Source organism: Dyella silvatica, from assembly GCF_026283955.1.
GTDB classification, from domain to species: Bacteria; Pseudomonadota; Gammaproteobacteria; order Xanthomonadales; family Rhodanobacteraceae; genus Dyella_C; species Dyella_C silvatica.
On record NZ_JAPDPE010000072.1, the window covers coordinates 1 to 26,432 of the forward strand.

The 26,432-nt window shown below is 62.1% G+C and carries 29 protein-coding genes and 1 pseudogene; 23 read left to right on the forward strand and 7 right to left on the reverse strand.

The genetic code is table 11. From position 1 onward, the window contains the following. The first annotated feature begins 120 nt into the window (after positions 1-120). From OUZ52_RS14525 to OUZ52_RS14600, 16 genes are all read left to right on the forward strand, one after another. The gene (locus OUZ52_RS14525) at positions 121-765 is read left to right on the forward strand and encodes a LolA family protein (RefSeq protein WP_266159176.1); all 645 of its coding nucleotides are present in this window, start codon (positions 121-123) and stop codon (positions 763-765) included. After that, positions 762-3,119 (forward strand): MMPL family transporter, encoded by a 2,358-nt coding sequence (locus tag OUZ52_RS14530; RefSeq protein ID WP_266159178.1) that lies wholly within the window; start codon positions 762-764, stop codon positions 3,117-3,119. Before OUZ52_RS14525 ends, OUZ52_RS14530 begins: the two co-directional genes overlap by 4 nt. Before the next feature lie 181 nt (positions 3,120-3,300). Beyond that, positions 3,301-4,524 (forward strand): beta-ketoacyl-ACP synthase, encoded by a 1,224-nt coding sequence (locus OUZ52_RS14535; RefSeq protein WP_266159179.1) that lies wholly within the window; start codon positions 3,301-3,303, stop codon positions 4,522-4,524. After that, positions 4,524-5,795 (forward strand): beta-ketoacyl-[acyl-carrier-protein] synthase family protein, encoded by a 1,272-nt coding sequence (locus OUZ52_RS14540; RefSeq protein ID WP_266159183.1) that lies wholly within the window; start codon positions 4,524-4,526, stop codon positions 5,793-5,795. The genes OUZ52_RS14535 and OUZ52_RS14540 overlap by 1 nt, the downstream gene beginning before the upstream one ends. Then, positions 5,792-6,532, forward strand: coding sequence for a beta-ketoacyl synthase chain length factor (locus OUZ52_RS14545; protein WP_266159185.1), 741 nt, complete (start codon positions 5,792-5,794; stop codon positions 6,530-6,532). Before OUZ52_RS14540 ends, OUZ52_RS14545 begins: the two co-directional genes overlap by 4 nt. Then, on the forward strand, positions 6,493-7,302 hold the full coding sequence (locus OUZ52_RS14550) for a lysophospholipid acyltransferase family protein (protein WP_266159187.1): 810 nt from the start codon (positions 6,493-6,495) through the stop codon (positions 7,300-7,302). Before OUZ52_RS14545 ends, OUZ52_RS14550 begins: the two co-directional genes overlap by 40 nt. Further along, positions 7,299-7,583 carry a phosphopantetheine-binding protein gene (locus tag OUZ52_RS14555; protein ID WP_266159188.1) on the forward strand — a complete coding sequence of 95 codons (285 nt, stop codon included), beginning with the start codon at positions 7,299-7,301 and terminating at the stop codon, positions 7,581-7,583. Before OUZ52_RS14550 ends, OUZ52_RS14555 begins: the two co-directional genes overlap by 4 nt. Then, positions 7,571-8,140 carry a COG4648 family protein gene (locus OUZ52_RS14560; protein WP_266159189.1) on the forward strand — a complete coding sequence of 190 codons (570 nt, stop codon included), beginning with the start codon at positions 7,571-7,573 and terminating at the stop codon, positions 8,138-8,140. Before OUZ52_RS14555 ends, OUZ52_RS14560 begins: the two co-directional genes overlap by 13 nt. Further along, the gene (locus OUZ52_RS14565; RefSeq protein ID WP_266159190.1) at positions 8,141-8,545 is read left to right on the forward strand and encodes an ApeI family dehydratase; all 405 of its coding nucleotides are present in this window, start codon (positions 8,141-8,143) and stop codon (positions 8,543-8,545) included. Beyond that, the gene (locus tag OUZ52_RS14570; RefSeq protein ID WP_266159191.1) at positions 8,542-9,504 is read left to right on the forward strand and encodes a lysophospholipid acyltransferase family protein; all 963 of its coding nucleotides are present in this window, start codon (positions 8,542-8,544) and stop codon (positions 9,502-9,504) included. The genes OUZ52_RS14565 and OUZ52_RS14570 overlap by 4 nt, the downstream gene beginning before the upstream one ends. Continuing rightward, positions 9,494-9,976 (forward strand): acyl-CoA thioesterase, encoded by a 483-nt coding sequence (locus OUZ52_RS14575; RefSeq protein WP_266159192.1) that lies wholly within the window; start codon positions 9,494-9,496, stop codon positions 9,974-9,976. Before OUZ52_RS14570 ends, OUZ52_RS14575 begins: the two co-directional genes overlap by 11 nt. Beyond that, positions 9,973-10,695 (forward strand): class I SAM-dependent methyltransferase, encoded by a 723-nt coding sequence (locus OUZ52_RS14580; RefSeq protein ID WP_266159194.1) that lies wholly within the window; start codon positions 9,973-9,975, stop codon positions 10,693-10,695. The genes OUZ52_RS14575 and OUZ52_RS14580 overlap by 4 nt, the downstream gene beginning before the upstream one ends. Before the next feature lie 850 nt (positions 10,696-11,545). Further along, positions 11,546-12,757, forward strand: a complete 1,212-nt coding sequence (locus tag OUZ52_RS14585; protein ID WP_266159195.1) for a beta-ketoacyl-[acyl-carrier-protein] synthase family protein — start codon at positions 11,546-11,548, stop codon at positions 12,755-12,757. Then, positions 12,754-13,221, forward strand: a complete 468-nt coding sequence (locus OUZ52_RS14590) for a hotdog family protein (protein ID WP_266159196.1) — start codon at positions 12,754-12,756, stop codon at positions 13,219-13,221. Before OUZ52_RS14585 ends, OUZ52_RS14590 begins: the two co-directional genes overlap by 4 nt. 4 nt (positions 13,222-13,225) lie before the next feature. Continuing rightward, complete coding sequence (fabG, locus tag OUZ52_RS14595; protein ID WP_266159198.1) at positions 13,226-13,954, forward strand: 3-oxoacyl-ACP reductase FabG; 729 nt, start codon at positions 13,226-13,228, stop codon at positions 13,952-13,954. Further along, complete coding sequence (locus tag OUZ52_RS14600) at positions 13,938-14,078, forward strand: hypothetical protein (protein ID WP_266159199.1); 141 nt, start codon at positions 13,938-13,940, stop codon at positions 14,076-14,078. Before fabG ends, OUZ52_RS14600 begins: the two co-directional genes overlap by 17 nt. Here OUZ52_RS14600 and OUZ52_RS14605 read toward each other — a convergent pair. The 7 genes and pseudogenes from OUZ52_RS14605 to OUZ52_RS14635 all read right to left on the reverse strand — a co-directional run bounded on the left by OUZ52_RS14605 (position 14,075) and on the right by OUZ52_RS14635 (position 22,498). Next, positions 14,075-14,959 carry a cytochrome c oxidase assembly protein gene (locus OUZ52_RS14605; protein WP_266159200.1) on the reverse strand — a complete coding sequence of 295 codons (885 nt, stop codon included), beginning with the start codon at positions 14,957-14,959 and terminating at the stop codon, positions 14,075-14,077. The two genes, OUZ52_RS14600 and OUZ52_RS14605, sit on opposite strands and share 4 nt — an antisense overlap. 95 nt (positions 14,960-15,054) lie before the next feature. Then, positions 15,055-16,956 carry a GldG family protein gene (locus OUZ52_RS14610; protein WP_266159201.1) on the reverse strand — a complete coding sequence of 634 codons (1,902 nt, stop codon included), beginning with the start codon at positions 16,954-16,956 and terminating at the stop codon, positions 15,055-15,057. A 2-nt stretch (positions 16,957-16,958) separates the two neighbouring features. Next, positions 16,959-17,693, reverse strand: a complete 735-nt coding sequence (locus tag OUZ52_RS14615) for an ABC transporter permease subunit (protein WP_266159203.1) — start codon at positions 17,691-17,693, stop codon at positions 16,959-16,961. Between the two features lie 160 nt (positions 17,694-17,853). Further along, a complete protein-coding gene (locus OUZ52_RS14620) occupies positions 17,854-18,810 on the reverse strand; it encodes an ABC transporter ATP-binding protein (RefSeq protein ID WP_266159204.1) in 957 nt (318 codons plus the stop codon). A 178-nt stretch (positions 18,811-18,988) separates the two neighbouring features. Continuing rightward, positions 18,989-20,311: an SRPBCC family protein gene (locus OUZ52_RS14625; RefSeq protein ID WP_266159205.1), complete on the reverse strand. Its 1,323-nt coding sequence runs from the start codon at positions 20,309-20,311 to the stop codon at positions 18,989-18,991. Between the two features lie 244 nt (positions 20,312-20,555). Then, a pseudogene (locus OUZ52_RS14630) lies at positions 20,556-21,124 on the reverse strand (LuxR C-terminal-related transcriptional regulator). A gap of 144 nt (positions 21,125-21,268) precedes the next feature. Then, on the reverse strand, positions 21,269-22,498 hold the full coding sequence (locus OUZ52_RS14635; RefSeq protein WP_266159206.1) for a sensor histidine kinase: 1,230 nt from the start codon (positions 22,496-22,498) through the stop codon (positions 21,269-21,271). Positions 22,499-22,768: 270 nt separating this feature from the next. Between OUZ52_RS14635 and OUZ52_RS14640 the strand changes: the two genes are divergently transcribed. From OUZ52_RS14640 to OUZ52_RS14670, 7 genes are all read left to right on the forward strand, one after another. Beyond that, complete coding sequence (locus tag OUZ52_RS14640) at positions 22,769-23,389, forward strand: GNAT family N-acetyltransferase (protein ID WP_266159207.1); 621 nt, start codon at positions 22,769-22,771, stop codon at positions 23,387-23,389. Next, positions 23,386-24,177 carry a septum site-determining protein MinC gene (gene minC / locus OUZ52_RS14645; RefSeq protein WP_266159208.1) on the forward strand — a complete coding sequence of 264 codons (792 nt, stop codon included), beginning with the start codon at positions 23,386-23,388 and terminating at the stop codon, positions 24,175-24,177. Before OUZ52_RS14640 ends, minC begins: the two co-directional genes overlap by 4 nt. Before the next feature lie 36 nt (positions 24,178-24,213). Then, on the forward strand, positions 24,214-25,029 hold the full coding sequence (gene minD, locus OUZ52_RS14650; protein ID WP_266159209.1) for a septum site-determining protein MinD: 816 nt from the start codon (positions 24,214-24,216) through the stop codon (positions 25,027-25,029). A 5-nt stretch (positions 25,030-25,034) separates the two neighbouring features. Beyond that, a complete protein-coding gene (gene minE / locus OUZ52_RS14655) occupies positions 25,035-25,313 on the forward strand; it encodes a cell division topological specificity factor MinE (protein WP_266159210.1) in 279 nt (92 codons plus the stop codon). Positions 25,314-25,329: 16 nt separating this feature from the next. Then, on the forward strand, positions 25,330-25,548 hold the full coding sequence (locus OUZ52_RS14660; protein WP_266159211.1) for a hypothetical protein: 219 nt from the start codon (positions 25,330-25,332) through the stop codon (positions 25,546-25,548). After that, positions 25,548-26,072: a hypothetical protein gene (locus tag OUZ52_RS14665; protein ID WP_266159213.1), complete on the forward strand. Its 525-nt coding sequence runs from the start codon at positions 25,548-25,550 to the stop codon at positions 26,070-26,072. Before OUZ52_RS14660 ends, OUZ52_RS14665 begins: the two co-directional genes overlap by 1 nt. A gap of 37 nt (positions 26,073-26,109) precedes the next feature. Further along, the coding region (locus OUZ52_RS14670; protein ID WP_425493855.1) for a glycosyltransferase family 9 protein at positions 26,110-26,432 on the forward strand (323 nt) is incomplete at its 3' end.

Here is a 26,432-nt window from a genome sequence, read left to right on the forward strand (position 1 = left end):
CATGCTGCACGACAACCTGCGCATCTCGGCCATGCATACCCGATTGCTACTAGGCATGCTGCCTCGCGCGCCGCGACTATTGTGGCGACAAGCAAGCTCCCATCGGCGCCGGAGGGCCGCATGCGCAACCTGATCAGCCGCAGCTTCGCCGTCTGGGCGCTATGCCTCATCGGCTTGGCGTTCATCAGTGCCGGCGCACGCGCGCAAGATAATGATCCAGCCCTGCTCAAAACCGTGCTCGCCCAATTGAGCAGCCATGCCAGCGTGCGCGCGGAATTTACCCAAAGCCGTGAGAATCCAGCCCTGGCCCAGCCGCAGGTAAGCCGTGGGCAACTGCTGTTTGTAATCGGCCACGGCATGCTGTGGCAAACCCACGAACCGTATGCGGAAACGCTGGCGCTGACTGGCTCGCGCACGGCACGCATCGATGCGCAAGGTCAGTTGCAGACGGTGCGTGGCGGCGAGCGCGGCGTGTCGCAGGTATCGCAAATGCTGCAATCGATGCTTGCCGGCAAGCCCGACGATGCGTTGCGCCAGTTCGATATAAAAACCCAGGGCACGGCATCACAATGGGTGCTGCGCTTTGTGCCCAGGCAGTCGCGCATGGCGCGGGTGCTGGCCGGTATCGAACTCGATGGCGGCAGCTTTTTGCAAGGCATCCGCGTCGATCTGCAGAACGGCGAAACCACCCGCATCCGCTTTACCGACACCCGCGACGCGGGCACGCTGAGCGCGCTGGAAACACGAGCGCTCGCGATCCCATGAGCAGGCATCTGCGCTGGCGCGCGACCGGCTTTGCCATCGTCGCGATCACGGTCGCCCTGCTCGGCGGCTGGCTGCTGTTCGGCCGCAGCGGGGTGCCGATCCAGACCGACCTGCTGGCCATGCTGCCTGCTACCGAGCGCCACCCGCTGGCCGAGGTCGCGGTGGAGCGGCTGACCCATGCCAATGGCGACCGCATGGTGTTGTTGGTCGAACACGCCGATGATGCCACCGCCAAGGACGCCGCGCGCATGCTGGGGACGGCGTTGTCGCACAACCCGGCCTTTACGTCCGTGACGGCCGAGCTGCCGCCCTTCGATCTGAACCAGATCCTGGCACCCTTTCTGGCTCACCGTTTCAGCCTGTTATCGGATGCCGATCGCGCCGCACTGTCTGCGCCCGGCTACGATCCGACGCAAGTACTGGCCCGTCGCCTCAATGAACCTTTTCTGGCCGGCATCGGCACCAAGCTGCAGGACGACCCATTCGGCTGGCTGCAGCATTGGCTCGATCAACAGCCCTGGAGCCGCTCGCCGCTGCTGCCCGAAGATGATTTGCTGACCGCGCATCGCGACGACCGTACCTATGTGTTGATTACCGCCGCCTTGAACGGTTCGTCGTATGACGACACCGTGCAACGCAACGCGCTCGGTGTATTGAATCGCGCCGAGCAAGCCATGCAACACGAATATCCCGGCACTCGGCTGTCGCGCGCCGGCGCGGTATTTCATGCTGCCGCGGCGCGTGCCGGCGCCGAACGCGATGTGCATGTGGTCGGGCTGATTTCTTCGCTGGGTATCGCGCTGCTGTTGTGGTGGGTATTCCGCTCGCCGGGTCCGTTGCTGCTGGCGTTTCTATCCACCGCCATCGGCATCAGCGCCGCGATCACCGCTACCTTGCTGGTCTTCGGCCAGATGCATTTGCTCACCCTGGTGTTCGGCGCCGCGTTGCTGGGCGAGGCAGTGGATTACTCGATTCAATACCTGTGCGCGCGCGCTAATGCCGGGCCTGCCTGGCAGCCCCTAGCCGGATCGCGGCAAGTGCGGCCGGCCTTGTTGCTGGCGCTGGGTACCTCGCTGCTCGGTTATGCGCTGCTGGGTCTGCTGCCCTTTGCCGCGTTACGCCAAATGGCCTGCTTTGCCATGGCGGGGATGCTGGCCGCCTGCTTCAGTGTGTTCTGGCTGCTGCCGGCGTTGCTGCAAAAACCGGCGAAGCCGTTATCGCCGCGGCTGGTCTCATGGGCTCACTCATTGCAAATACTCGGTGCCCGCATAGGCACGGGCAAGCGCGCGGTCATCGTGTTCGTGCTGTTACTGCTTGCCGCCCTGCCCGGCTGGCGCATGCTTAGCCACGATGACGATATTCATTTGTTGATTTCACCGCCGGCCGATCTGGCCGCGCAAGAAATACGTATTCGCGATGTGACCGGCCTGGGCAACAGCACGCAGTTTTATCTGGTGCAAGGCGAAACCGCCGAGCAAACCCTGCAACGCGAGGAAGCGCTGGAAGCACGCTTGCAAAGCATGAGCGAGCAAGGCCGCTTGCAAGGCTGGATCGGCGTCGCCGGCATGGTGCCCTCGCTGCAACGGCAGCAGTCGAATCAAGCGGCGCTGGCGCCGTGGTTTGCGCAACCGGAAAAAATGCAGGCATGGCTGACCAGCGCCGGTTTTCGCGCGCCGGTAATCGCGGCTTATCTTGCCGCCTGGCCGGGTACGTCGTTGACGCTGGAGCAATGGCAGGCGATGCCGATGTCCCGCCCTTTCGACTATTTATGGATGGGACACAGTGAGCACGGCTATGCCTCGCTGGTGCTGCCGCAAGGCCAGGACGATGTCAGCGTGCTGCGCAGCGCCGCCGAAGGTTTGCCCGGTGTCGAGCTGGTCGACAAACCGGCCAGCGTGTCCGCCTTGTTCGGTCGCTACCGCCAGTACGCCAGCCTGTGGTTACTCGCCGCCATCGTGCTGATCGTGCCGCTGTTTGTCTGGCGCTATAGCCTGCGCATCGCGCCACGAGTGCTGGCACCGCCGGTCTTCGGTATCGGCCTGACGCTGGCGGCGCTGGGCTATCTAGGCCAGCCGTTGACCTTGTTCCATTGGATGGCGCTGATGCTGGTGCTCGGCGTTGGCGCGAATTACGCCGTCTTTCTGCAGGAAGGCGAACCGCATGCCAGGCATCGTCCGGGCGCCGCCTATGCCGGCGTGCTGCTTTCGGCGGTCACCGCCCTGCTCTCCTTTGGCTTGCTGGCATTGAGTTCCATGCCGGCGCTGCGCCATTTCGGACTTACCTTGTTGCTGGGCATCGCCTTCACCGCGCTGTTGGTGCCGATGAGTCTGGTCATTCGCGAGAAAAACACTTGATGATCATGTTGCGCGCGACTCAAGCCGTTACCGCTTCTTTGGCATGTTTGAATGAGCCGAGGCGGCATGCGTTTTTATCGCTGGCGGTTACCCCCTGCCAACCTTCCCGTGCGAGCGAAGCTGGTCCCTTTTTTGGAACCCGCAGGGTAAGCGGCATGCTGCTGCAGATTGAGGTGTCGCCATGAAGCGTGTCGTCATCACCGGCATGGGCGGCATCACCCCGCTGGGACACGATTGGACTCAGATCGAGGCACGCCTGCGCACCTATCGCAACGCCGTGCGCCGGATGCCGGAATGGGATTATTTCGATGCCTTGAACGGCCGCCTGGGCTGCCCGGTGGACGACTTCTCATTACCTAGCTGGCCGCGTCAGCAGCTGCGCTCGATGGGCCGTGTGGCGCAACTCGCCGTGGCTGCCAGCGAGCACGCCTTGCGCGACGCCGGCCTGTATGACGATGCCAGCATTCGCGATGGCCGCATGGGTGTGGCCTACGGCTCATCCGGTGGCAGCGTCGAGCCGGTGCGGGTGGTCGGGCGCATGCTGGAAACCGGCTCCATGCAAGGTGTCACTGCTACCAGCTACATCCAGATGATGGGGCATACCGCTGCAGTGAATGTCGGTGTGTTCTTTGGCCTCAAGGGACGCATCGTGCCGACCTCCAGCGCCTGCACCTCGGGCAGCCAGGCGATTGGCTATGGCTTCGAGGCGATCCAGCAAGGCAAGCAAAAACTCATGCTGTGCGGTGGCGCCGAAGAATTGTCCGGCCCCGGCGCGGCGGTGTTCGACACCCTGTTCGCCACCAGCACGCGCAACGATGAGGCAGCATTGACGCCGCGCCCATTCGACCGCGCGCGCGATGGTCTGGTGGTCGGCGAAGGTGCCGCCAGCCTGGTGCTGGAAGAGTACGAGCACGCACGCGCACGCGGCGCCACGATTCACGCGGAGATCGTCGGCTTCGGCTGCAATTCCGATGGCAGCCATATCACCCAGCCCACGCGAGAAACCATGGCGGTCGCCATGCGGCTGGCGCTGGATGATGCCGGGCTGCCAGCCGACGCCATCGGCTACATCAGCGCCCACGGCACCGCGACTGACCGTGGCGACATCGCCGAAAGCCATGCAACCGCCAGCGTGCTCGGCTCGCGGGTGCCGATCAGCTCGATGAAAAGCTATGTCGGCCACACCCTGGGCGCTTGCGGCGCGCTGGAGGCATGGTGGGCGATTCGCATGATGCAGGCGCGCTGGTTTGCGCCCACCATCAACCTCACCGAGCCTGACCCGAACTGCGCCGAGCTGGAGCATATCGTCGGAGCGGGTCGCCAGATCGACACCGATTGCGTGATGAGCAACAACTTTGCCTTCGGCGGTATCAATACCTCGCTGATCTTCAAGGCTTGCGATTGATGTCCCGGTCGCTGCCACCGTCAGCTCATCCGCGCGCGGCCTTGCCTCGTGTCGTGGTGACCGGCATGGGCGCGGTCTCGTGCCTGGGCAATGGCCGCGCGGCCTTGCTCGATGCACTGCGCAGCGGGCGTAGCGGCATCCGCGCCATGGCTGAATTTGCGGCACTAGGTATGCGTAGCCAGGTGGGTGGCCCCGTCGCTATCGGTGAGCTGCCCGAGTTGCCACGCAAATTGCGCCGCTTTCTGCCGGCGCATGCGCTGTATGCCTGGCATGCCACGCAGGAAGCGATCGAACAATCGGGGCTGGTACGCGATCAATGGAGCAGCGCGGATTGCGGCCTGGTGATCGGCGGCGGCAGTGCGATGAGCGAGCACCAACGCGCGCTGGAACATTTTTACGCCAAGGGGGCCAGCAAACTTTCACCGTTGCTGGTGCCGCGCGGCATGAGTAGCGCACTGTCGGCCAGCATGGCGCACGCCTTCGGCATCGGCGGGCATAGTTACACCATGAGTTCGGCATGTACCAGCGCAACGCATGCGATCGGTCATGCGATGGAGCTGATCCAGCTAGGCAAACAGCAGATCGTGCTGTGCGGCGGCAGCGAAGAATTGCATGACACGACCGCGCTGTGGTTCGACGCGATGGGCGCGTTATCCAGCGCCAGCAATGATCAACCCACACAGGCATCGCGCCCTTATGACGGCGCACGCGATGGTTTTGTCCTGGCTGCCGGCGCCGGCATGTTGGTGCTTGAATCGCTATCGCATGCGCAGGCGCGCGGCGCGACGATACTCGCCGAACTGAGCGGCTACGGCGTATGCACCGACGCGGCCAGCATGGTCGCCCCGGGCGCAGCCGGCATTGCTCGGGCGATGCGGCAGGCGATCAAGCAGGCGGCGGTCAGCCCTGACTACATCAATACGCACGCCTGCTCGACGCCACAGGGTGACCTGGCCGAATGGCAGGCGATCGAAACCGTGTTCGCCGAAAGCCATGCCGCGGTACCGCCGATGTCGTCGATCAAGGGGCAATGCGGCCACGCGCCCGGCGCCTCCGGCGCGCTGGACGCCATCGCCAGCCTGTTGATGATGGAACATGATTTCATCGCGCCAAATACGCAGGTCGACTCAGCCGACCCGGCCTTTGCGCAAGCCCCCTGGGTCAAGGCGCTGCAAGAACAACGCATCGACAGCGTGCTGTCGAACAACTTCGGTTTTGGCGGCAGTTGCGCCTCCCTGCTGTTTCGCCGTCATGCGGAGTCGACGAGATGATCGACGTCTATATCGAACAATGGCGTGCCTGGGCACCCGGCCTCGACAGCGAAGACGCCTGGCATGATTGGAGCAACGCCCCGCAGTCGTTGGCCGATAATGGCGAGCAGCCCGGCTGTGACTTTGTCGCCGCGATGCAGCGACGACGCTTAAGCCGATTGGCGCGCATGACGCTAGGCGTTGCATGGCCATTGTGCGGCGAGCAGGAGCAGCTGCCGCTGGTGTTTGCCTCGCGTCATGGCGAGTCACCGCGCACGTATGCCTTGCTCACCGACCTGGTGGACGAGCAGCCGTTGTCGCCGACGCAGTTCGGCCTATCGGTGCATAACGCCGTCGCCGGGCAATGGTCGATGTTGCGAGGGCAACGGGGCGAATCGGTGGCCATTGCCGGTGAAGCGGATACCTTCGAGCACGCCATGCTGGAGGCCGCCGCGCTATTGGCCGAAGGTGCGCCGGCGGTCATCGTCGTGATCGCCGAAGAACGCCCGGCCGAAGCCTACCAACCGTGGATTCACGATGTGCCGTTCTCGTATGCCGTGGCCTTGCGGGTAACCGCGACGCCATCGACACCCACGGCGCAGCACTGGCAACTACGGCTTGCACGAAGCACGGGCGAGGCCGACAGCAGCAGCGCCTGGCCGCATGCACTCAACTTTCTCCGCGCGCTGCATCAGCGCAGCGCATCCCTGCAGCATCGATGGAAGACACGTCAATGGATTTGGCAGCGACTCAGGTAAAACCATCGCGTGGCGACGCGTATGCGTGGCGGCTGCTGGCCACCGGGCTTAGCTTTTTGCTATTCGGTCTCGGCGGACTGACCCTGCGCCTGCTGATCTTGCCCTTGCTCGGCTTATGGCCCGGCGACCGCCTGGCGCAGCGTCGCCGTGCGCGCGCCGCGATCAGCCGTGCCTTTTACCTGCATGTGCAATTCATGTTGCGCAGCGGCGTGCTGACCTATCAGGTCCAGGGCGCCGAACGCCTGGGCCGCCCCGGGCAGATGATCGTCGCCAATCACCCGTCGCTGATTGACGTGGTGTTCTTGATCGCGCATATCCGCGACGCCAATTGCATCGTCAAGCAGACCATGTGGCGCAACCCCTGCACCCGCGGGCCGGTGACCACGGCGGAATACATCAGCAACAACGGCAGCCCGGACATGTTGGAGCAGGCCGCCAACGTATTGCGCGAAGACCAGACACTGATCGTCTTTCCCGAGGGCACCCGAACCTCGCCCGGCCAGGCGCCGCTGTTTCATCGCGGCGCCGCGGCCATCGCGGTGCGCGGTGCGCGGGTGGTCACTCCAGTATTTATCTCGGTGCAGCCCACCACCCTGACCAAGGCCGAGCCCTGGTACCGCATCCCCGATCGCCGCATACATGTGTTGTTGCGCGTCGGCGACGACATCGCCGTGGAACCTTTTCAAACCGATGCCGCCATGCCGATTGCATCACGCCGCCTCAATGAACACCTGCATCGCCTTTACCTCAAGGAACTCACCTCGTCATGAATGGCTTGACCCACACGCCGCTGGAGCTGGAAATTACTCAGCTCATCATCGATACGCTGAATCTCGAAGATGTCGCCGCGGTGGATGTCCCTGCCGGGCAACCATTGTTTGGTAGCGGACTCGGGCTGGACTCCGTCGATGCGCTGGAGCTCGCCCTGGCGCTGCAAAAACGTTATGCGATCCGGATTGCATCGGACTCCAAAGACGCTCGTCAGCATTTCTCCACGGTGACCAGCCTGGCGGCCTTCGTCGACGCGCAGCGGACCCTATGCGCCGCCTAGCCTCTTTCCTGCTGCCGCTGGCTGGCGTGCTTTATCCCTTCGTCGTCTATTTCGGCATGGATAAAGTGTCGCCGCCGATGTACGCCCTGGTGCTGGGTGCGATCTGGCTTATCCGCGCCCCTGCCCTGCTACGCCAGCCGGGCGGACGCTGGATGGTCGGCGCCGCACTGGCCTATTGCGCCCTGCTTGGGTTCAGCGGCAATGAATCCCTGCTGCACTGGTACCCCACGCTGATCAGCGCGTTGTTGTTATGCGCGTTTGGCTTGAGCTTGAAATTCGGCCCGCCGGTGGTCGAACGGATTGCCCGGGTCAGCGAGCCGGATCTACCACCGCACGCCGTGCGCTATACCCGCAAGGTCACCTGGGTCTGGGTCGGTTTTTTCATCTTCAACGGGATGACCTCGGCGCTGCTTTCGTTCTACGCGCCGTTGTCGTGGTGGACGCTTTACAACGGCTTGATCGCTTACTTCATCATGGGCGCCTTGTTTGGCGGCGAGTGGCTGTTTCGCAAACGGCTACGCCGCAGGTATGAAGAACCCAAACGTGAGGAGGCCTAGGTGAAGCACGCGCCGCCGGCTGACCTGGCCACCGCACCGCCGTTGCGCAGCGTGGTTCCCCTCGCGGAGCGCGAAGAAAACGGCGAGTGGACGCTGCAGCTGCGCATACCGCCCGAGCTCGCCTACTTCGCCGGCCACTTTCCCGCCGCCCCGGTACTGCCTGGCGTCGTGCAAGTAGCCTGGGCGCTGGAACTGGCGGCCGCGCGGCTGGGTACACCCAACGCTTGCCGCAACATGGAGGCGCTTAAATTTCAGCATGTGCTGCGCCCCGGCGACCGCGTCGACCTTACCCTGCACTGGGATGCCGCGCGCGGCAAACTTCATTTCGCTTACCGCCTTGGTGAGCATTCCTATTCTTCCGGCCGCCTCGTCTTGCGCCCGATGCCAACGGATATGCACGAATGACCGATACACCGACGAAGGAACGTCACTGGGCGCTGCAAAAAGAACGCGGCAGTTTCGTGTTGATGAAATTCACCGCGTTCGCCGTGCGCGTACTCGGTCGCCGGCTGCTGGCGCCGGTGTTGTATCTGATCGTGCTGTACTTTTTTATCTCCGGCCGCAGCGCGCGGCGCAACGTGCGGCAGTACCAGGCCTATCTCGCGCACTGGAGCGGACGCAACGAACTGCGCCCACATCTGCGCAGCGTGTTCGGTCAGTTCATGGCCTTCGCCGAAAGCCTGCTCGACCGCCTCGACGTATGGCGCGGCAAGCTACAGCTACAGCAAGTGCAACTGGTCGACCCCAGCGGCATCCGCGCGCAATTGCTGAAAAGCCGTGACGGCGGTCGTGGGCAAATCCTTGTCGGCACGCATCTGGGCAACCTGGATGTTTGCCGTGCCATGGCCGAACTCGGCGAGCAAGTACCGCTCAATGTGCTGGTGCATAACCGCCATGTAGAGCACTTCAACCGCCTGCTCGATGAAGCCGGTGACCGCGGCCTGCGGCTGATCCAGGTCAGCGAGCTGGATACCGCGATGATGATGGATTTATCGCAGCGCATTGAACGCGGCGAATGGCTGGCGATTGCCGGTGACCGGGTGCCAGTGCACGGTGGCCGGCATGCGGTGGTGGATTTTCTCGGTCATCCGGCGGCCTTTCCGCAAGGCCCCTGGCTGCTGGCAGGGCTGCTGCGCTGCTCGGTGAATCTGATGTGCTGCCTGAAGGTCGATGGCCGTTATCGCATTTATCTGGAGCCCTTCATCGAGACGCCCAGCTGGGAGCGCAGCCAGCGCGATGCGACCATCAAGAACTGGATGCAACGCTACGCTGATCGATTGGCGCAACAATGCCTGGAAGCACCGCAGCAGTGGTTCAACTTCTACCCCTATTGGCAAACGATCGAGGCATCCGATGCGCACTGACGGCGTCCTGAAAATCGAAACCGAGATAGTCGTGCCGTTCTTCGACGTCGACTCCATGGATGTGGTCTGGCATGGCCATTATGTGAAGTATCTGGAGGTCGCGCGCTGTGCCCTGCTCGATGACATCGGCCACAACTACACGCAGATGAAGGCCGCCGGTTACGTCTGGCCGATCATCGACCTGCAACTGCGCTATGTACGCGCCGCGGAGTTCGGACAGCGCCTGATCGTGCGCGCCGACCTGGTCGAATGGCATAACCGGCTCAAGCTCAATTATCTGATCAGCGATGCGCTGACCGGTGCGCGCATGACCCGCGCCAGCACCGTGCAGGTAGCGGTGCATATGGCCAGCGCTGAAATGCAATTGGTCTCGCCGAAGGTATTCACCGACATGGTCGAACAGCGCCTGCTCAGCACATCCAGCGCCGCGCATGGCGGCGCATCCCATCCTCACGCACCTCATACGTCATGAATTACGCCAGCGCCACCTATGTCGAAGAAACCCGTTTGGGCTTCCATTTTTTACGCAGTCATACCTGGCAGCACCACGTATTGCGTGTCGCCATCAATGATCTCAAACGCCTGACCGGCACCCCACCGCCGCAAGGCGGTGTCTTGCTCGATGTGGGTTGCGGTCAGGGCAAGTCATTCCGCAGGTTGAGCCAGACGTTTCAGCCTGGCCGGATGATCGGCCTCGATGCCGATCCACGCAGTCTTGAGTTGTCGCGCCACGAAGCGCAGCGCGAGGGCCTGGCGGTGGAATTGCTTGCAGCCGACTGCGCCAAGATCGAGTTGCACGATGCCAGCGTCGATATCGTGTTCTGCCACCAGACCTTTCATCACCTGGTTGAGCAGGAGCGTGCGCTGGATGAGTTCTGGCGTGTGCTCAAGCCCGGTGGCCTGTTGCTGTTTGCTGAGTCGACCAAGGCGTATATCGATACCTGGGTCATCCGCTGGTTTTTTCGTCATCCGATGGAGGTGCAGAAAACGGCGGACGAGTACCTGGATATGTTGCGTCGGCGTGGCTTTGTGTTTGGCGCGCCGAATGTGTCGTTTCCCTATTTGTGGTGGAGCCGGTCGAGTGATTTCGGTTTGCTGGAACGCTGGGGCCTACGCGCGCCGCCACCGCCGGGGCAGCGGGAGGAGACGTTGGTGAATGTGGCTGCGCGGAAGCCGGTTGGGGTTGGGTGAGGTGTTTGTTTGTGCGCGCTCTTTAGGGGTTGTGATGGGTGGGGCGTTTTCGCTTGATTCTAGTGATTCCGCGACCTGGTTCGCCTGCGGCGGGGTTTCGTCCTCCTGCCGGAGTCCGAGTCACTTTTCTTTGCGTGCTCAAAGAAAAGTAACCCAAAGAAAGAGCACCCCCATACCGCGCTCTGCGGGCATCCTGCCCTGCGAGTGCGTGAGGCTGGGCCGGGCTTTTCGACAGGGCTCCTGCCCTGGCGAAAAGGCATCGACGTCCGTGTCGATGCCCCTGCGGGCCTGTCGACCCAGCCTCACCGCGGTATAGGGGGCCCAAGAGCAGCGCGCATCCTGCGCGCACTCGGGTGCGACTGCAAGCAGTCGCCGGGCATAGGTGGCACGTTCGAAAGTCGGCACGACACCGCACGCCGCTCTTGCTCTTGCTCTTGCTCTTGCTCTTGCTCTTGCCGTTGCTACCGCTTTTGACCTTCGGGGCCCCTGTGCGTCGGTGAGGGTTGGACGATCAGGCCCGCAGGGGACTCGGCAGGGACGCCGAGTCCTTTTCGCCAGGGCAGGAGCCCTGTCGAAAAGCCCGGCCAGACCTCACGCACCCGTAGGGCGACAAGCGGGGTTGGCCTTTCTTTGGGTTACTTTTCTTTGGCCACGCAAAGAAAAGTGACTCGGACCCCGGCAGGGGGTCGAAACCCGCCGCAGGCGACCCAATCGCCACACCACAACAAACAAGCCAAACAAACCCCAGCACAGAACAAACCATCCCAACAAAAACCCACCTAACATGGGCAGCCAGCAAACACCCTCCCATGACAATCAAACCATCCCAGCCAATACCCCCTCCCACCCCATGAATACCTACCTCAACGCCCTAGGTGTCACCTGCACCCTAGGCACCGGCAAAACCGCCATCGCCGAAGCGCTATTCGCCGGCGACGACAGCGGCATCCGCCAGGAAGCGGGCTGGATCCCCGGCCGCACCCTGCCGCTTGGCGCCGTGCGCACTCCGCTGCCCGCTACACCGGAAGGTCTGCCCGACAACCGCAATAACCGTCTATTGCTCGCGGCCGCATTGGAAATCGAAGCCGAGATCCGCGACGCCATCGCGCGCTACGGCAACGAACGCGTTGGAGTGATCATCGGCACCAGTACCGCGGGGATCGAAGAAGCCACCCAAGGCATCGCCACTTATCAGCGCGAAGGGGCCTGGCCGCCTGACTACGACTACGCCCATCAAGAGCTCGGTGCGCCAGCGACCTTTCTGGCCGAATGGCTGGCTCTGGCCGGTCCCTGTTTCGGCGTTTCGACCGCCTGCACTTCGGGGGCGCGGGCTTTGCTCAGTGCGCAGCGACTTTTGCGCATGGGTGTTTGCGATGCGGTGCTTTGCGGCGGTGCGGATACTTTGTGCCGCTTGGCGATCAATGGTTTTTATTCGCTGGAAGCGGTGGATGAGGCACGTTGCAACCCGTTTTCGCAGCATCGCCGTGGCATCAATATCGGTGAAGCGGCGGCACTCTTTTTGATGACTCGCGAACACGGCCCAGTGCAATTGATGGGCGGCGGCGCGAGCTCGGATGCGTATCACATGTCCTCGCCCGATCCGCAGGGCCTGGGTGCGCGGCACGCGATGCAGGCGGCCTTGCTGCATGCTGGCCTGCAAGCTGCCGACATCGACTACATCAACCTGCACGGCACCGCGACCGAACACAACGACAGCATGGAAAGCCTCGCCGTCAGCGCCTTGTTCGACCCAACATTGCCGTGCTCTTCGAGCAAGTCGCAGGCTGGGCACACGCTGGGCGCGGCAGGTGCATTAGAGGCAGCGTTCTGCTGGCTTAGTCTTACTGATGCCCGGCCTGAACGGCGCTTGCCGCCGCATGTATGGGACGGCCAAGCCGACCCTGCCCTGCCGCCGCTGAATTTCACTGCCGTTGGCAGCTGCCTGCCTGCAGGAGGCACGCGTTATCTGATGAGCAACTCCTTTGCCTTCGGCGGCAATAATGCCTGTTTGATCCTGGGCGATGCCGTCGTGAACAACGCGACGGCAGGAGATGCGGCTTGATCCCGGCCATCGCTGAGGTCGTGCCGCATGCAGGCGAGATGATGCTGCTCGACCATATCGTTGCGTTCGATGCGGAAAGCATTGCCTGTGCGCTCACGGTAAAACCTGGCGGCTTGTTCAACGCCGACGATGGCAGCCTGCCGGCGTGGCTGGGCGTGGAGTTGATGGCGCAAAGCATCGCCGCCTGGGCGGGCTGCCAGGCGCGCATGGAACAGCGTCCGGTGTCGGCCGGTTTTCTGCTGGGCACGCGGCATTACCTTTGCAATGCGGATTTTTTCCCATCCGGCAGTGAGCTGCGTATCGAAGCGATTCGCGAATTTCATGACGAGCACGGCATGGGTGTGTTTACTTGCCGCATCGACGCTGCCGAACTTCATGCCGAAGCGCGCCTGACGGTTTTCAGCCCGCCGGATGCACAGGCCTTTCTTGAATCATCGACACACGAATCACTACCCCATGAGTAATGGCATGTCAGAAACCATCCTGGTCACCGGCTCCAGCCGTGGCATTGGCCGCGCTATCGCCCTACGACTGGCACAGGCCGGCTACAACCTGGTACTGCATTGCCGCTCGCGCCGCGATGAAGCCGAAGCGGTAGGCAAAGCCGTGGAAGCGCTAGGGCGCAGCGCACGCATGCTGCAATTCGATATCGCCGACCGCGCCGCCTGCGCTGCTGCATTGGAGGCCGACGTCGAGGCTCATGGCGCGTATTACGGCGTGGTCTGCAATGCCGGCCTCGCCCGCGACGGCGCTTTTCCGGCCTTGAGCGGGGATGACTGGGATCAGGTGCTGCGCACCAACCTGGATGGCTTTTACAACGTCATCCATCCGTTGATCATGCCGATGATCCGTCGCCGCACAGCCGGCCGCAGTGTGTGCATCACCTCGGTGTCGGGACAGATCGGCAATCGCGGGCAAGTCAATTACAGCGCCTCCAAGGCGGGCATTATCGGTGCCGCCAAGGCGCTGGCAGTGGAACTGGCCAAGCGCAAGATCACCGTCAACTGTGTCTCGCCAGGCTTGATCGATACCGACATGATCGATAGCGATTTACCGCTGGAAGAGGCGCTTAAAATGATTCCCATGCAACGCATGGGCACGCCGGAAGAAGTCGCCGCCGCGGTGCAATTTCTACTTAGCGCGGAAGCCGGATACATCACGCGCCAGGTGTTGGCGGTAAATGGCGGCTTGTGCTGATGACCTTTCCGCCGCCATGGCGGCCGACAACGTCGTGCATCTGCCTTTTCCACCAGTGATTACCGAAGCCACACGCAGCGGCACACTGGATGACAGTGTCAGGTTCTATCTGGCCGGCCACTAGCCGTCTTGCGGCTTCGCCAGCGGGGGCATCGATGGCCGCGTTCGCCGTGTCGGCCACGGCTTGCGCCGTATGCGCCCACTGCGCGACAGACGAAGCCACTGGCGCATCGCCAGCAAGCCACCGACGGTTTCGATCATCGCCGCCGGCACCCACATGATCACGCCGCCGGCCAATTGGCCGGTGAGCACGTTGAAGGTGAAGGCGCGACCGCAGATTTCGAAGATCGGATAAAGGTCGGTCTTGGAAAAAGTAACGATGGCGCCGGCAAGAATCTGCGGCGTCATGGTGATGCCGGGCGACAGTACACGCAGGCCGGCCGTCATCCGTCCCGGTGGATGCGGCCGATGATCGAGCACCAGCCACCAATAAATGAAACCACTGATGACCATCGACCAGTTCATGAATCGATAGATGCGCCAATCGAGCATGGCCAGCGTCTGCATCGACGGAATCAGCCAGATGATGATGAAGGCGACGAACAGAATCGTCGCCACGGCCGGATTCAGCATCACCGCACTGAACAAGCGCCACGGCCAGGAGCGGCTCACCGGACGCAAGGCGCGCAGGCGCCACGACAATGGCAAACCCGCACGCAATACGCTGCCCGGGTACGAAGCGATAATCAGCAAGGGCGCCAGATGATGCAGCAGCACCTGCTGGATGCGATGCATGAAAAACTCATGCTCGGCGTAGTAATCGAAGTAGGTATGCAGCGATACATAGATGATCGACATGCCCAGCCAGAACGCCAGGCGCCGGCTGAAACTGACCGGCAGCCGGCGACACCCGCGTAGATACAGCACGCAGGTGATCACAAAGGTCAACAGAAAGACCCAGGAGAACTCCCAGGGCACGATCCATTTGAACAAGCTCGCCATCATCGATTCGTTCCGGGCCTACGGCTGGCCGACTCGCCAGCATAGCCCTAGAACCCCGCGGCGAGGCCCACCCTCGCTGCGGCAGATTGCCGCCAAGCTCATGACGGCCTGCGGCTGCGCCGCGAGCGGCGCCAGCCGTAGATCAGGCCAAACAGCGTAAGCAGCGCCGGTACCAGCACGATATTGATGAACTTGAGCTTCAGGCCCAGCGCATCGATCTCGGCGTTGAGCTGGTGCTGCACATTGCGCAATTCGCGATTGATCGCCAATTGGCGCTGCAAGAACTTTTCGATTTCGCTTTTCTGCTCGGCGCTGGCGGCATCGCCATGCCCTGATTTGGCCGGCTGCAGTTCGGTCAGGCGACTGCGGGTTTCCGCCAGCTCGCGTTGCAGCTCTTGCTTTTTGACCAGAAACTTCTGGTCCGCGGCATTCTGCAAGGCCTGCACCTTAGTGAACGGCCGTTGCGACGTGGAGCGCCCGTGAATCGACAACAAGGCGGAGGAGCCGCTGAGGTTGTCGGCGATATTGGTGATGAAATCGCCGTTGTTGGCGATCGCGCTGAGCTGGGTCTGGCCGAGCAGGCTTTGCGCGTAAGACACCCACAGGCGATCACTGAGCAAATCGGTATCGGCCACCAGAATCACTTCGGCGTCGCTGGCCGAATGCTCCAGATGTCCCGTTTGGACGGCTCGCTCGGGGAAGGCGCTGGGAAAGGTGCCGCGCAGGCGCGCGGCAATCACGTAATGGGTATTGTTCGGCTGATAGCCATCGAGCAGGCTGGCCGGATCGCGACTGGACTCGAGCAGCCGCTGGGTCGGCACGATGGTCGCATCGGTGCTGCTCTGCAGTAGCGGTAGCAGGCGCAAGCGGGCATCGGGGGCCAAATCGAAGTAACCGGCGCTGGACACATTGACCCGCTGCAAGCTGGCGGTAACCACATCATCGTGATTCAACTCTTGCGCGGTAAGCCCCAGCATGGCCGGATGATTCAAAGCGCTGTTGTCGGCCAATTCGATGCGCAGCGCGCGCGCGCGATCCAGCACGACTTTCTTCGGGTCGTACTTCACCCCCCAGGCGGTGAACAGCTTGGGCAAATCGGAATTGTGATCGTCGGTCACGCCATTGCTATCGACGAAGGGAGTGGCATCGAGCTCGGCATCCGGGTCGACGAATACCACCAGGCGCCCGCCACGCAGCACGTATTGATCAATCGCATACAGCGCGTTCGATGACAGCTGCTTGGGGTGGATCAGCAGCAGCACCTGGATGTCATCGCCAATATGTTCCAGCTTGGCCGGGTCCAGTGTTTTCACATCGAACAATTGACTGAGCTGGCGCATCACCGTCCAAGGCTCGTCGCCGATCACCGGATTGCCTTGCACCGGCAGGCTGCTGATCAGGCCGATATGCGGCTTCACCGGCTCGTTCAATTCATACAGCAGCTTGACGATGTCGTATTCGAGAAAGGTTTCGCGCGCCGGATCCAGCAACGGAATCGTCAGTGTTTTGCCACCGGGCTGGGTGTCGCTGTCGGTGTCGTTCTCGCTGTCGCTGCCCGGTGGCGCCGTGCTGCCCACCAGGCCGAAGAACACCCGTTCGCGATTGTTGCCGGCGTTGACCGGGCTGAGCCCGTAACTCTCGGCACTGACTTCGTCATCGGAGTACGGCATCGGATCGACCACTTGCAGGCGCAGGCGCCCGTGCGTGCGTGCGACCATTTCCTGGAGCATTTCGTGGACACGTTCTTGGTAGCTGCGCAGCTGCGGCAGGTCACGCGCGGCATGCTCGGAAAAATAAAGCGTGAGCTTCAATGGCGCATGCAGGTTATCGACGATGCGCAGGGTGCCCGGCGTCAAGGTATACAAATGATCGGCGGTAAGATCGACCCGCCCTGCGCGCATCCAGCGGCTGCTGACCAGGGTCAAGCCGGTAAAGGCCAGCATCAATACAACCAGGGTGGCAAACAGGCCGGTGCGACGACTGAAACGGAAGCGAGTCATGCTTAAGGCGTCCGCTTGAGGTCGAGCACCAATACACCGGCGGCCAGCCAGGCGGTGATGCTGAGCAAGAAGTACAACAGATCGCGCACATCGAGCACGCCACGCGCAATCGCCTCGAAATGCCGCAGCATGCTTAAGTGCGCGACACCGTTAATGAGCCTGCGCGGCATCACCCCTTGCAGAAAATCCAGCACCTGCGGCTGCCCCAGCAAGATCAGCAGAAAACACACCACCACGGTCAAGATGAAAGCCACCACCTGGCTGCGCGTCAGGGCCGACAAACACGCGCCGATCGCAAGAAACGCGCCGGCCATCAACCAGCTGCCCAGGTAACCGGCAAGAATCACCCCGTTATCCGGGGCACCGAGATAATTCACCGTGATCCAGATCGGAAAGGTCAGCAGCAAGGCCAGGCCAATAAACAACCACGCGGCGAAAAATTTACCCAGCATCGCCTGAGTCAGGGACAGCGGCAGCGTCAGTAGCAGCTCCAGCGTGCCGCCCTTGGATTCCTCGGCCCACATCCGCATCGACACAGATGGCACCAGGATCAAATACAGCCACGCGTGCATGGCAAAGAACGGTTGCAGATCCGCCTGCCCGCGCTCATAGAAATCGCCGCCGTAGAAGGTAAGAATGCCGGCCAGCACCAAAAACATCACCAGGAACACATAAGCCACCGGCGTCACGAAGTAGCTGCGCAACTCACGGCGCATCAGGGCGCCGACGGGGCTCATGGGTGGCTCCTTCGGAGCGGAGAACGGGAAATGGCGAGATGTTGGCTTGCCGTTCTATACCGCCCCCGGTCTGGCGCATGGCTACGTGCATGCACTTCGCCGCACGACGCGGACAGTTCCCGGTGCCCTGTTCTCTGCTCCCTATGTCCAGCCAGCATCCTCATCCCTTGCCCTCCGTCACGCCGACACTCGCTGGCGTCGACCCCGTGGTGATCTGCCGGAACACTTCGTCCAGCCGTCCGCGCTCGAGTTGAATCTCCGAGACCTCCAGGCCTTGTTGACGCAGCAGGGTTTCTACCGGTTCGAGAATGCGCTGGCCGACCTTGGGAAAGACGGTGATACGGCCGTCCAGCGGGTCCACTTCGATGGCGGCGACCTGTGGCAGGCGGCCGAGCATTTCCTGCGAGACGCCACTGCCCGGTGCGCTGAAAGAAACCGCGCCGTGATAGCGCGAGCGCTCTTCCAGCTCGGCCGGTGTCGCATCCGCCAGCAATTTGCCGTTGGCGATGATCACCACCCGATTGCACAGCGCATGCACTTCTTCAAGCAGATGGGTCGAGATGAGAATGGTCCGCTCGCGCGCCATCGCATCGATCAGCTGGCGCACGGCATGCTTCTGGTTGGGATCGAGACCATCGGTCGGCTCGTCCAGCATCAGCACCGGTGGATCGTGCAGGATCGCCTGCGCCAGACCCACCCGCCGACGCAAACCCTTGGACAGCGTATCGATGCATTGCTCGAGCACACTCTCCAACTGCAGTTGGCTTACGACCTCATCAAAACGGCGGTAGCCCACATCGGCGCTCAGGCCGCGTATGCGCAGCACGAAGATCAAGAACTCGCGCACGGTCATTTCACCGTAGCTGGGGGCGCCTTCGGGCAAATAGCCCAGGGCGCGCTTGGCCTTGACCGGTTCTTTGCTGACATCGTGGCCGCAAACCTGCGCGGTGCCCGACGAAGGCACCAAAAACCCGGCAATCATGCGCATCACGGTGCTTTTGCCGGCACCGTTGGGGCCGAGCAAACCCAGGACCTGGCCGGGCTCGGCGCGGATATTAAGCGCATCCACGGCGGTCAGGGCGCCGTAGCGCCGAGTCAGTTGGTGGGTTTCAATCATGGGCGGCCAGGGTCAGGGGTTGATGCGCTACTTAGGCTTGAGCCGTATCGCAATGTACCGCATGAGGTCGCGAAAGTTCGGCGGTTGACCGGCTTTGTGACATAAAAACAAAGGGCCCTTCGCTAGGAAGGGCCCTTCGTCATGACTTCTATCAAGCTGGCTTACAACGAGCTTCGGCTTACTTTGCCGGAGCGGCTGCCGTGCTGGCTGCGGCCGGAGCCTGATCGCTGCTGTCGTCGAGCGACGGCGGCTTGATGCCCGCCTCTTGTTCCGGCGTGGCGGCCGGTACATCGCCACTCAGCGGCAGGTAGACGTCGAAACGGGCGTAGCTGGTGACGTTGTCGCCCTGCTTCACTTCTGGCTTGGCAAGAATGTCGTAGAAGCGGTTGACCACTTCGTCGAACTTGTAGCCGTGAGACTGGGCATAGGCCTTCAGCATGTCGCGGGTCTGCGGCACACCGGCAGCGGTACCGTTCCACTCGCCCTTCAAGGCCGGGCCACCGTAGGCCAACACACCACGCACGTTGTTGTCGATGACCAGACGGCCAAAGCGATCACGGCTGCCCGGGGTGGTGGAATCTGCCGTGGCGGCGGCATCGCTGCCGGCGGCGGCGTTCAGATCGGGCGCTTTGGGCGCGGTCAGCTCTTGGCTCTGACCAGCCACCGTCACGCTGGTCGCGCTGATCGGCAGGCCTACGTCGAAGGTGTAAGTCTGGTCACCGTAGTTGGTGGTGAAGATGGTCCGCGGACCGACCACGTCGACACCCAACTTCTTGGCTGCGTCGTGAATCTGCGCCACCGCCTTGTCGGTAGCGTCGTTCAATGCGTCCAGGCCGCCCTTGCGCTCGATCGAGGTCGAGACCAGCAACATCGGCGTCGGCTGGGTCTGCTCGATGTACGGGATCAGCTTGGTGTAGTCGATGTTCGGCACCTGAGCCAGCACGTTCTGCAGGTTGTTCAGGCTGAACTGGATGAAGGTATCCGGGTCGCCGTGGATATACAGGTTGGAGTAACGGTCGATCAGATTGAAACCGTAGGCCACATCGTACGACCAGGTGATCTTGGTCAGCTGGCCACGGCTGCCCTGGCGATCGAGATCGAGGGTGAAATGCTTGTCCTGGCCGCGCCAGTCGTTGTCCAGGTTCCAGATGATCTTGGCCGACTTGGCGGTGGAATCGACTTTGTCGAACTGCGGATCGACGCTGGCGATGGTCAGCTTGCCCTTGCCCACTTTGTCGTCGGCACTGGCCCAGCTCAACTCGGAGCCGGCGCCGTAGGCCTTGCCGGAGAAGGTGTACTGGATATTACGGTCGTACGTGCGCTGCACCGAGTAATCGGGGTAGCGACGGAAGCTGCTCAGCACGTCGTAAACCTGACGCATGTCCTTGCCGACAACCAACGACCTTTCCACATGGCCATTGCCGGGCATGACAACGCCCACCACGACACCCACCACGGCGACAATGGCTAGGGCAACAATAAATTCAAGGACACGCATCATTCCGGGGCTCTCCGAACGTCTCTTTAAGGCGGCACTAAGGCGTCGCCGGAGACCAGTCCGCCACAGGAACCATCCCGAAGGAATCGCATCGTGACAGGGGTCGGCCAGCGCCGAAGGCGTCGATGGTACTTGCTCGCGAGCGGGAACGCTATTGGGTTGTGAAGACGACCTCACATAGCCATGGCGACGGCTCCGCAGAGCCGCCGCACCGGGTCCGAACAGGCCACCTTAGCTGCCTGCAAACCTAGACAATACCTAGCTCCAGCGCCTTCAGCACAGCACGGGTACGGTCACGCACCCCCAGTTTGGAGAGAATATTGGAGACATGGTTTTTCACCGTCCCCTCCGCCACCTTCAGCGAGTTGGCGATTTCTTTGTTGCTATAGCCACCCGAAAGCAATCGCAAGATCTCGGTCTCACGCTCGGTCAACGGGTCGGGCTGTTCCAGGCTGGTGAACTGGTTTTGCATCCGCCCCACCCCGGCCAACAGCCGCTGAGTGACCATCGGCGCCACCAGGGAGCCGCCGGCGGCCACGGTACGAACCGCTTCCACCAGTTGCTCCAGCGTCACATCTTTAAGCAGAAAGCCGCGCGCACCGGCCTTAAGCCCCTGCAGCACCAATTGATCGTCGTCGAAGGTGGTCAGGATGATGGTCGGCGGCAACTCGTTGCGCGCAGAAAGCGCCTGCAGCACCTCCAGCCCGCTCATGTTGGGCATGCGGCTACTACACAGATATCCTCGGCCAGGCCGAGCAGGGAACGCACCCCTTGGCGTACCAGGTTCTGGTCGTCAACGAGACAGACGGAAATCATCGTGAATCCTCGAAGCGGTTATTACCCATAACAACTGGCCTAAACCTCAGGCCCACGGCGTCATGCCTATAGGAAACAGAAACGGTACTGCGTCGTACGGCGGCATTCTGGCACGCCGTTCATCGACGGCGTGAGCGCCACAGGTCACGGCACGATAAGTGCCGGTGGCTCGAATCGCGATGGCGTATGCGCCAGGGTGGGCGCTTCGCCCAAAGGCAACTGTACATTTAACGCAAACCCCTGATTCACTGTCGTATCCACCGTCACGTTGCCGCCAAACTCGATCAACCGCTCGCGCATGCCGGACAAGCCGTTACCCGGACGAAAATGCGCGGAACCCCGGCCATCGTCCCGAGCGTACAGCCCGAGCAGATCGGCATCGACATACGCAAATTTCAGCCACAGATTGCGCGCACCGGCATGGCGGGCGGTATTGGTGAGAATTTCTTGCGCACAGCGCAGCAACACCTGCGCCCGGCGCGGATCTTCGACGCTAAACCGCGGCGGCGTCTCCACATGCACGTTCAAGCCTGGCACCCCCTCGATCAGGCTGCGCAGCGCCTGGGTGAGATCGATGGCATCGTCCTGGCGCAGCTCGCTGACCGCCTCGCGCACGTCCGATAACAAATGCTTGGCCGTCGCCTGCGCCTTGCGCACATGCTCGGCGGCCTCGGTATTAGTGAGGTGACTGGCCACTTCCAGATTAAGGCTTAACGCGGTGAGGTGATGGCCGATCAGATCGTGCAGCTCGCGCGCGATGCGCATGCGCTCGGCGATACGGGTGGATTCGGCCAGCAAGGCGCGGGTGGCGCGCAGCTCGGAATTGAGCCGCCGCTGCGCCTCGCGCTCCTCGGCCTGCTGGCTGGCAATCATCGAGGTGAAGAAGGTCAAGGCCGATATGCCCAGGTACATACATACCTGCAGGAACGCCGTGCCGATCGTCCAACCCATATAGCTGGCGATAATCGGGATCAGCATCAGGTTTTGTATCAACATCCAGACCAGACCGGCGATCACCGGCAACTGCCATGGCAGCACGACCGCGATCACCAGCATCAGCATGGCCGAGAGTCCGCTCTGGCTGAACCAGCCCATCGCAATGGCCGAGCCGGTCAATACCATCAAGCCGAACAACTTGATCGCCTGGGGGCGTCCGCTCTGCCGGGTCATGCTGGAACGCCCGGTGAGCAACAGGTAAGTCACGCCAAAAAGCAGATAAGAGAAGATCCAGCCCGAGATATTCGGGTTGCTCCACCATGTACTCACGCGCGCCAGGCTCCAGCTGCCAGGCAGCAGCGGCAGCGCCACGCACAAATAAGTAAAAAACCCTGCGTAACGCAGCAGGCGGGTGTGATTGAAGTTGGACCAGGGCATGCCAAGCATCATTAGCTACCCGTCAACCGTACGCAATGCGCGAGAAGTCATGTGTTCGCGCCAACGGCTGGAAAGCCCCCGAAAGCGGCACGAGTCCCTCCGCCTCACCTTCCCTGGCTATTTCAGCAGGGGGCATGCAGGGCGCCGTTTTACAAAGGTTTTACATGCTGCGCCGTGTTATGTGCGGCCCACAGGCGCATGCCATAATGCGCCACTCCTCAGGGCTGGTGATCAGCCCTGGATCGAATCACATCAACTGCGGAGCAACGAATGGCCCTTGCCATCCGCGACGTGCGCGAGCACGACCTGGATGCCGTACTGGCGCTCAACAACGCCGCCGGCCGCTCCATCCTCGCCCTAGACGCCACCCGGCTGCGCTACTTTTTTGAGCACGCGGATTATTTCCGCGTGGCCGAAATCGATGGCCACGTCGCTGGTTTCCTGATTGCCTTGCGCGAAGGCAGCGACTACGACAGCTCGAACTATTGCTGGTTTAGCCAGCAATATCCGCAGTTCGTCTACATCGACCGCATCGTCGTAGCCAATGCTTATCGCCGTCATGGCCTGGGCCGCATTTTCTATTGCGACGTCAACAGCTATGCCGAGGTACGCGTGCCGCTGCTGACCTGCGAGGTGATTCTGGAGCCCCGCGACGACGTGGTGGTGCTGTTCCATGGCACTTATGGCTTCCAGGAAGTAGGCCAGCAACGCATGAGTGAGCAAGGTCCGCAGGTCAGCCTGCTGGCCAAAGACTTACCCAGCTATGCCTATGTGCGAGACACTTATCTCAGCAGCGGCGGCTTGCCCGACGTGCCCTGGCTGGCCGAACGCAAGACCCCCGCTCATCCCAACACCACCCAGCGCCGCCTCGCCGGAGAGCGGCGCCCATGAATGCACAAATGGATACATCTGATGCTTGCGACCTGCGCTTTGGCCAGGTCGGAATTGCCTGCGTGCGGGTACGCCGGGTCGACGCCGCCGCGCTTTGCGACGAGCTCGAACGCCGCGTGCACGCTGCACCACAGCTATTTTCACGCGCGGCCGTCGTGCTTGACTTGAGTCACCTGCTCAACTTGCCCGATGACGGCACGGTCGATGCCCTGCTCGAGGCCGTGCGCAGCGCCGGCATGCTGCCGGTAGGCCTGGCCTATGGCACCAGCGAGACCGAAGCGCTGGCCAGGCGCATGGGCCTGCCGCTGATCGCCAAGTTCCGTGCCGCCTATGAGCCGGCGAACGGCAGCATCGCCGCGCCGGAGCCTGCCGAAGCCGCGCCACGCGCTACGCCGGCCAAAGCCGAACCGGTCAAAACCGAAATAACTTCAGCGGAACCCGTCTCCTCGGCCGGCCCTTCACTGGGGGCTCAGCATCACGATGGCACGGTGCGCTCCGGTCAGCAGATTTATGCGCGCGATCGCGACCTGGTCGTCACCGGCACCATTGCCAATGCCGCCGAAGTGATCGCCGATGGCAGCATCCATATTTATGGCGGCTTGCGTGGCCGGGCGATGGCCGGCGCGCAAGGGGATGAAAAGGCGCGCATCTTCGTCTCGGATTTTCGCGCTGAACTGGTGGCTATTGCCGGTCATTACCGGGTGTTTGAACAAATTCCAAAAGACCTCGAAGGCCAAGCCGTGCAATGCTGGCTCGACGGCGAAAAACTGCTGATCGCCAAGCTATGACGATCACTAACTACAAAAACTATGCGGAGATGACCCTTGACTGCTGAAATTATTGTTGTCACTTCCGGTAAAGGCGGCGTCGGCAAAACCACCACGAGTGCCTCCCTCGCCACCGGCTTGGCCATCGCCGGCAAAAAAGTCGCAGTGATCGATTTCGACGTCGGCCTGCGCAATCTCGATCTCATCATGGGCTGTGAGCGCCGCGTGGTGTATGACTTCGTCAACGTGGTGCAGGGCGAAGCGACGCTCAAGCAGGCGCTGATCAAGGACAAGCGTCATGAAAACCTCTATGTGCTGGCTGCCAGTCAGACTCGCGACAAAGACGCGCTGACCCAGGAAGGCGTGGAGAAGGTTCTCGACGGGCTGGCTGCCGAAGGCTTCGACTACATCGTGTGCGACTCGCCCGCCGGCATCGAAAAGGGTGCCCACCTGGCGATGTATTTCGCCGATCACGCGATGGTCGTGGTCAACCCGGAAGTGTCCTCGGTGCGCGACTCCGACCGCATCCTCGGCCTGCTCGCCAGCAAGACGCGCCGCGCCGAGCGCGGTGACGGTGCGATCAAGCAGCATTTGCTGCTCACCCGCTACAACCCGGTTCGCGTGGCCGCTGGCGAAATGCTCAGCGTCAAGGACGTGGAAGAAATTCTCGGCATCAGCGTGGTCGGCGTGATTCCTGAATCGGAGAATGTGCTGGCTGCATCCAACTCCGGTACTCCGGTTATCCTGACCCCGGATTCACACGCGGGCCAAGCCTACAGCGACACGGTAGCCCGCGTGCTTGGCGAGGAACGCCCGCTACGCTTTATCGACGTGCCCAAGAAGGGCTTTCTCCAGCGCGTATTCGGAGGCTAATCGCGATGGGTATTCTTGATTTTCTGAAGCGCAAACCGGAGCCCACGGCTACTGTCGCCAAGGAACGCCTACGCATTATCGTTGCGCAGGAGCGTTCCACCCGTGGTGCACCGGATTATCTTCCGCTGCTGCGCAACGAATTGCTCGAAGTCATCAAGAAATATGTTCACGTTGACCTCGAAGCCATCAGCATCAACCTCGAACGCGACAGCGGCCACGAGATACTTGAGCTCTCGGTAGCCCTGCCCGACGGTAAGCCTGTAGCTAAGCCGGCGGCCGGCTAACCGTTACGGCAAGTCGATGGCCAGTTGCCTATTCCAACACTGCGGCCCCGCCCTGGGCGAGGCCGCCCTGGATGCCGTGGAGCAGCAGCGTGGGCTGCTCTTGCTGCCATCCATGCGACAGCCCTATTTGCACTACAACGACCAAGCCCATCGCGGATTTGCCAAACCGCATCTCGCCCCCGGCTTCGAGGCTGTGATCGGGCCTCTGGTCGGCGAAGACCGCGCCAGCTTCTGATGCATCCTCCTCTATCCCATGCCACGGCCGTCGAGGTATTGCGACTGGCCGACAGCGATGAACCGGCGGTTCGCGCCCTGCTTGCCCGCTACGGGCTGAGCTTGCAGCGGATCGAAAGCGGCGCTATCCCAGGTAGCTTCTGGGGCGATGAAGAAGCCGGCATCATCGGCCACACGGTGTACGCTCGCGGCGACACGCCGCTGCATTCGCTGCTGCACGAGGCTGGCCATTTGATCGTATTGCCCGCCGAGCGACGCAGCGCCGTGCACACGGATGCTACTGATTCGATCGAAGAAGAAGATGCCACCTGTTATCTGCAAATCGTGCTCGCCGATGAGCTGCCCGGCGTCGGCCGCGCCCGGCTGATGAGCGACATGGACGCCTGGGGCTATTCCTTTCGACTCGGCTCCACCCGTGCATGGTTCGAGCAAGATGCGGAGAATGCGCGGCAGTGGCTGATTGAACGCCAGTTGCTCAACACGGAAGGCCAGCTTCGCCAGCCTCTTCTCATTGCAGAAAGCTGAGTCACCAGTCAGTCCAACGCCATTACACAGGTTGCCCGTGCCCAATCCGTTCCGCTCCTTTCGCATCAACGATCACCGCCGCCGTGCCGCGGGCGGCTTGATGCGTCTTATCTTCGGCAAGCCGGCGCAACCCAGCGGCACGGCGCTGCCGGCTACCGGTATTTACCGCATCCTGATTTGCCATGTCAGCCACACTTTGGGCAATGCGCTACTGCTGACGCCGCTGATTCAAGAGCTGCAGGCGACCTACCCCGGCGCGCAGGTCGATATCGTCACCCGCAGCCAGGTAGCCGAGGCCATTTATGGCCGCTATTTCAACGTCGACCGTATCTTCAAGCTGCCCTCGCATGCCTTCGGCCA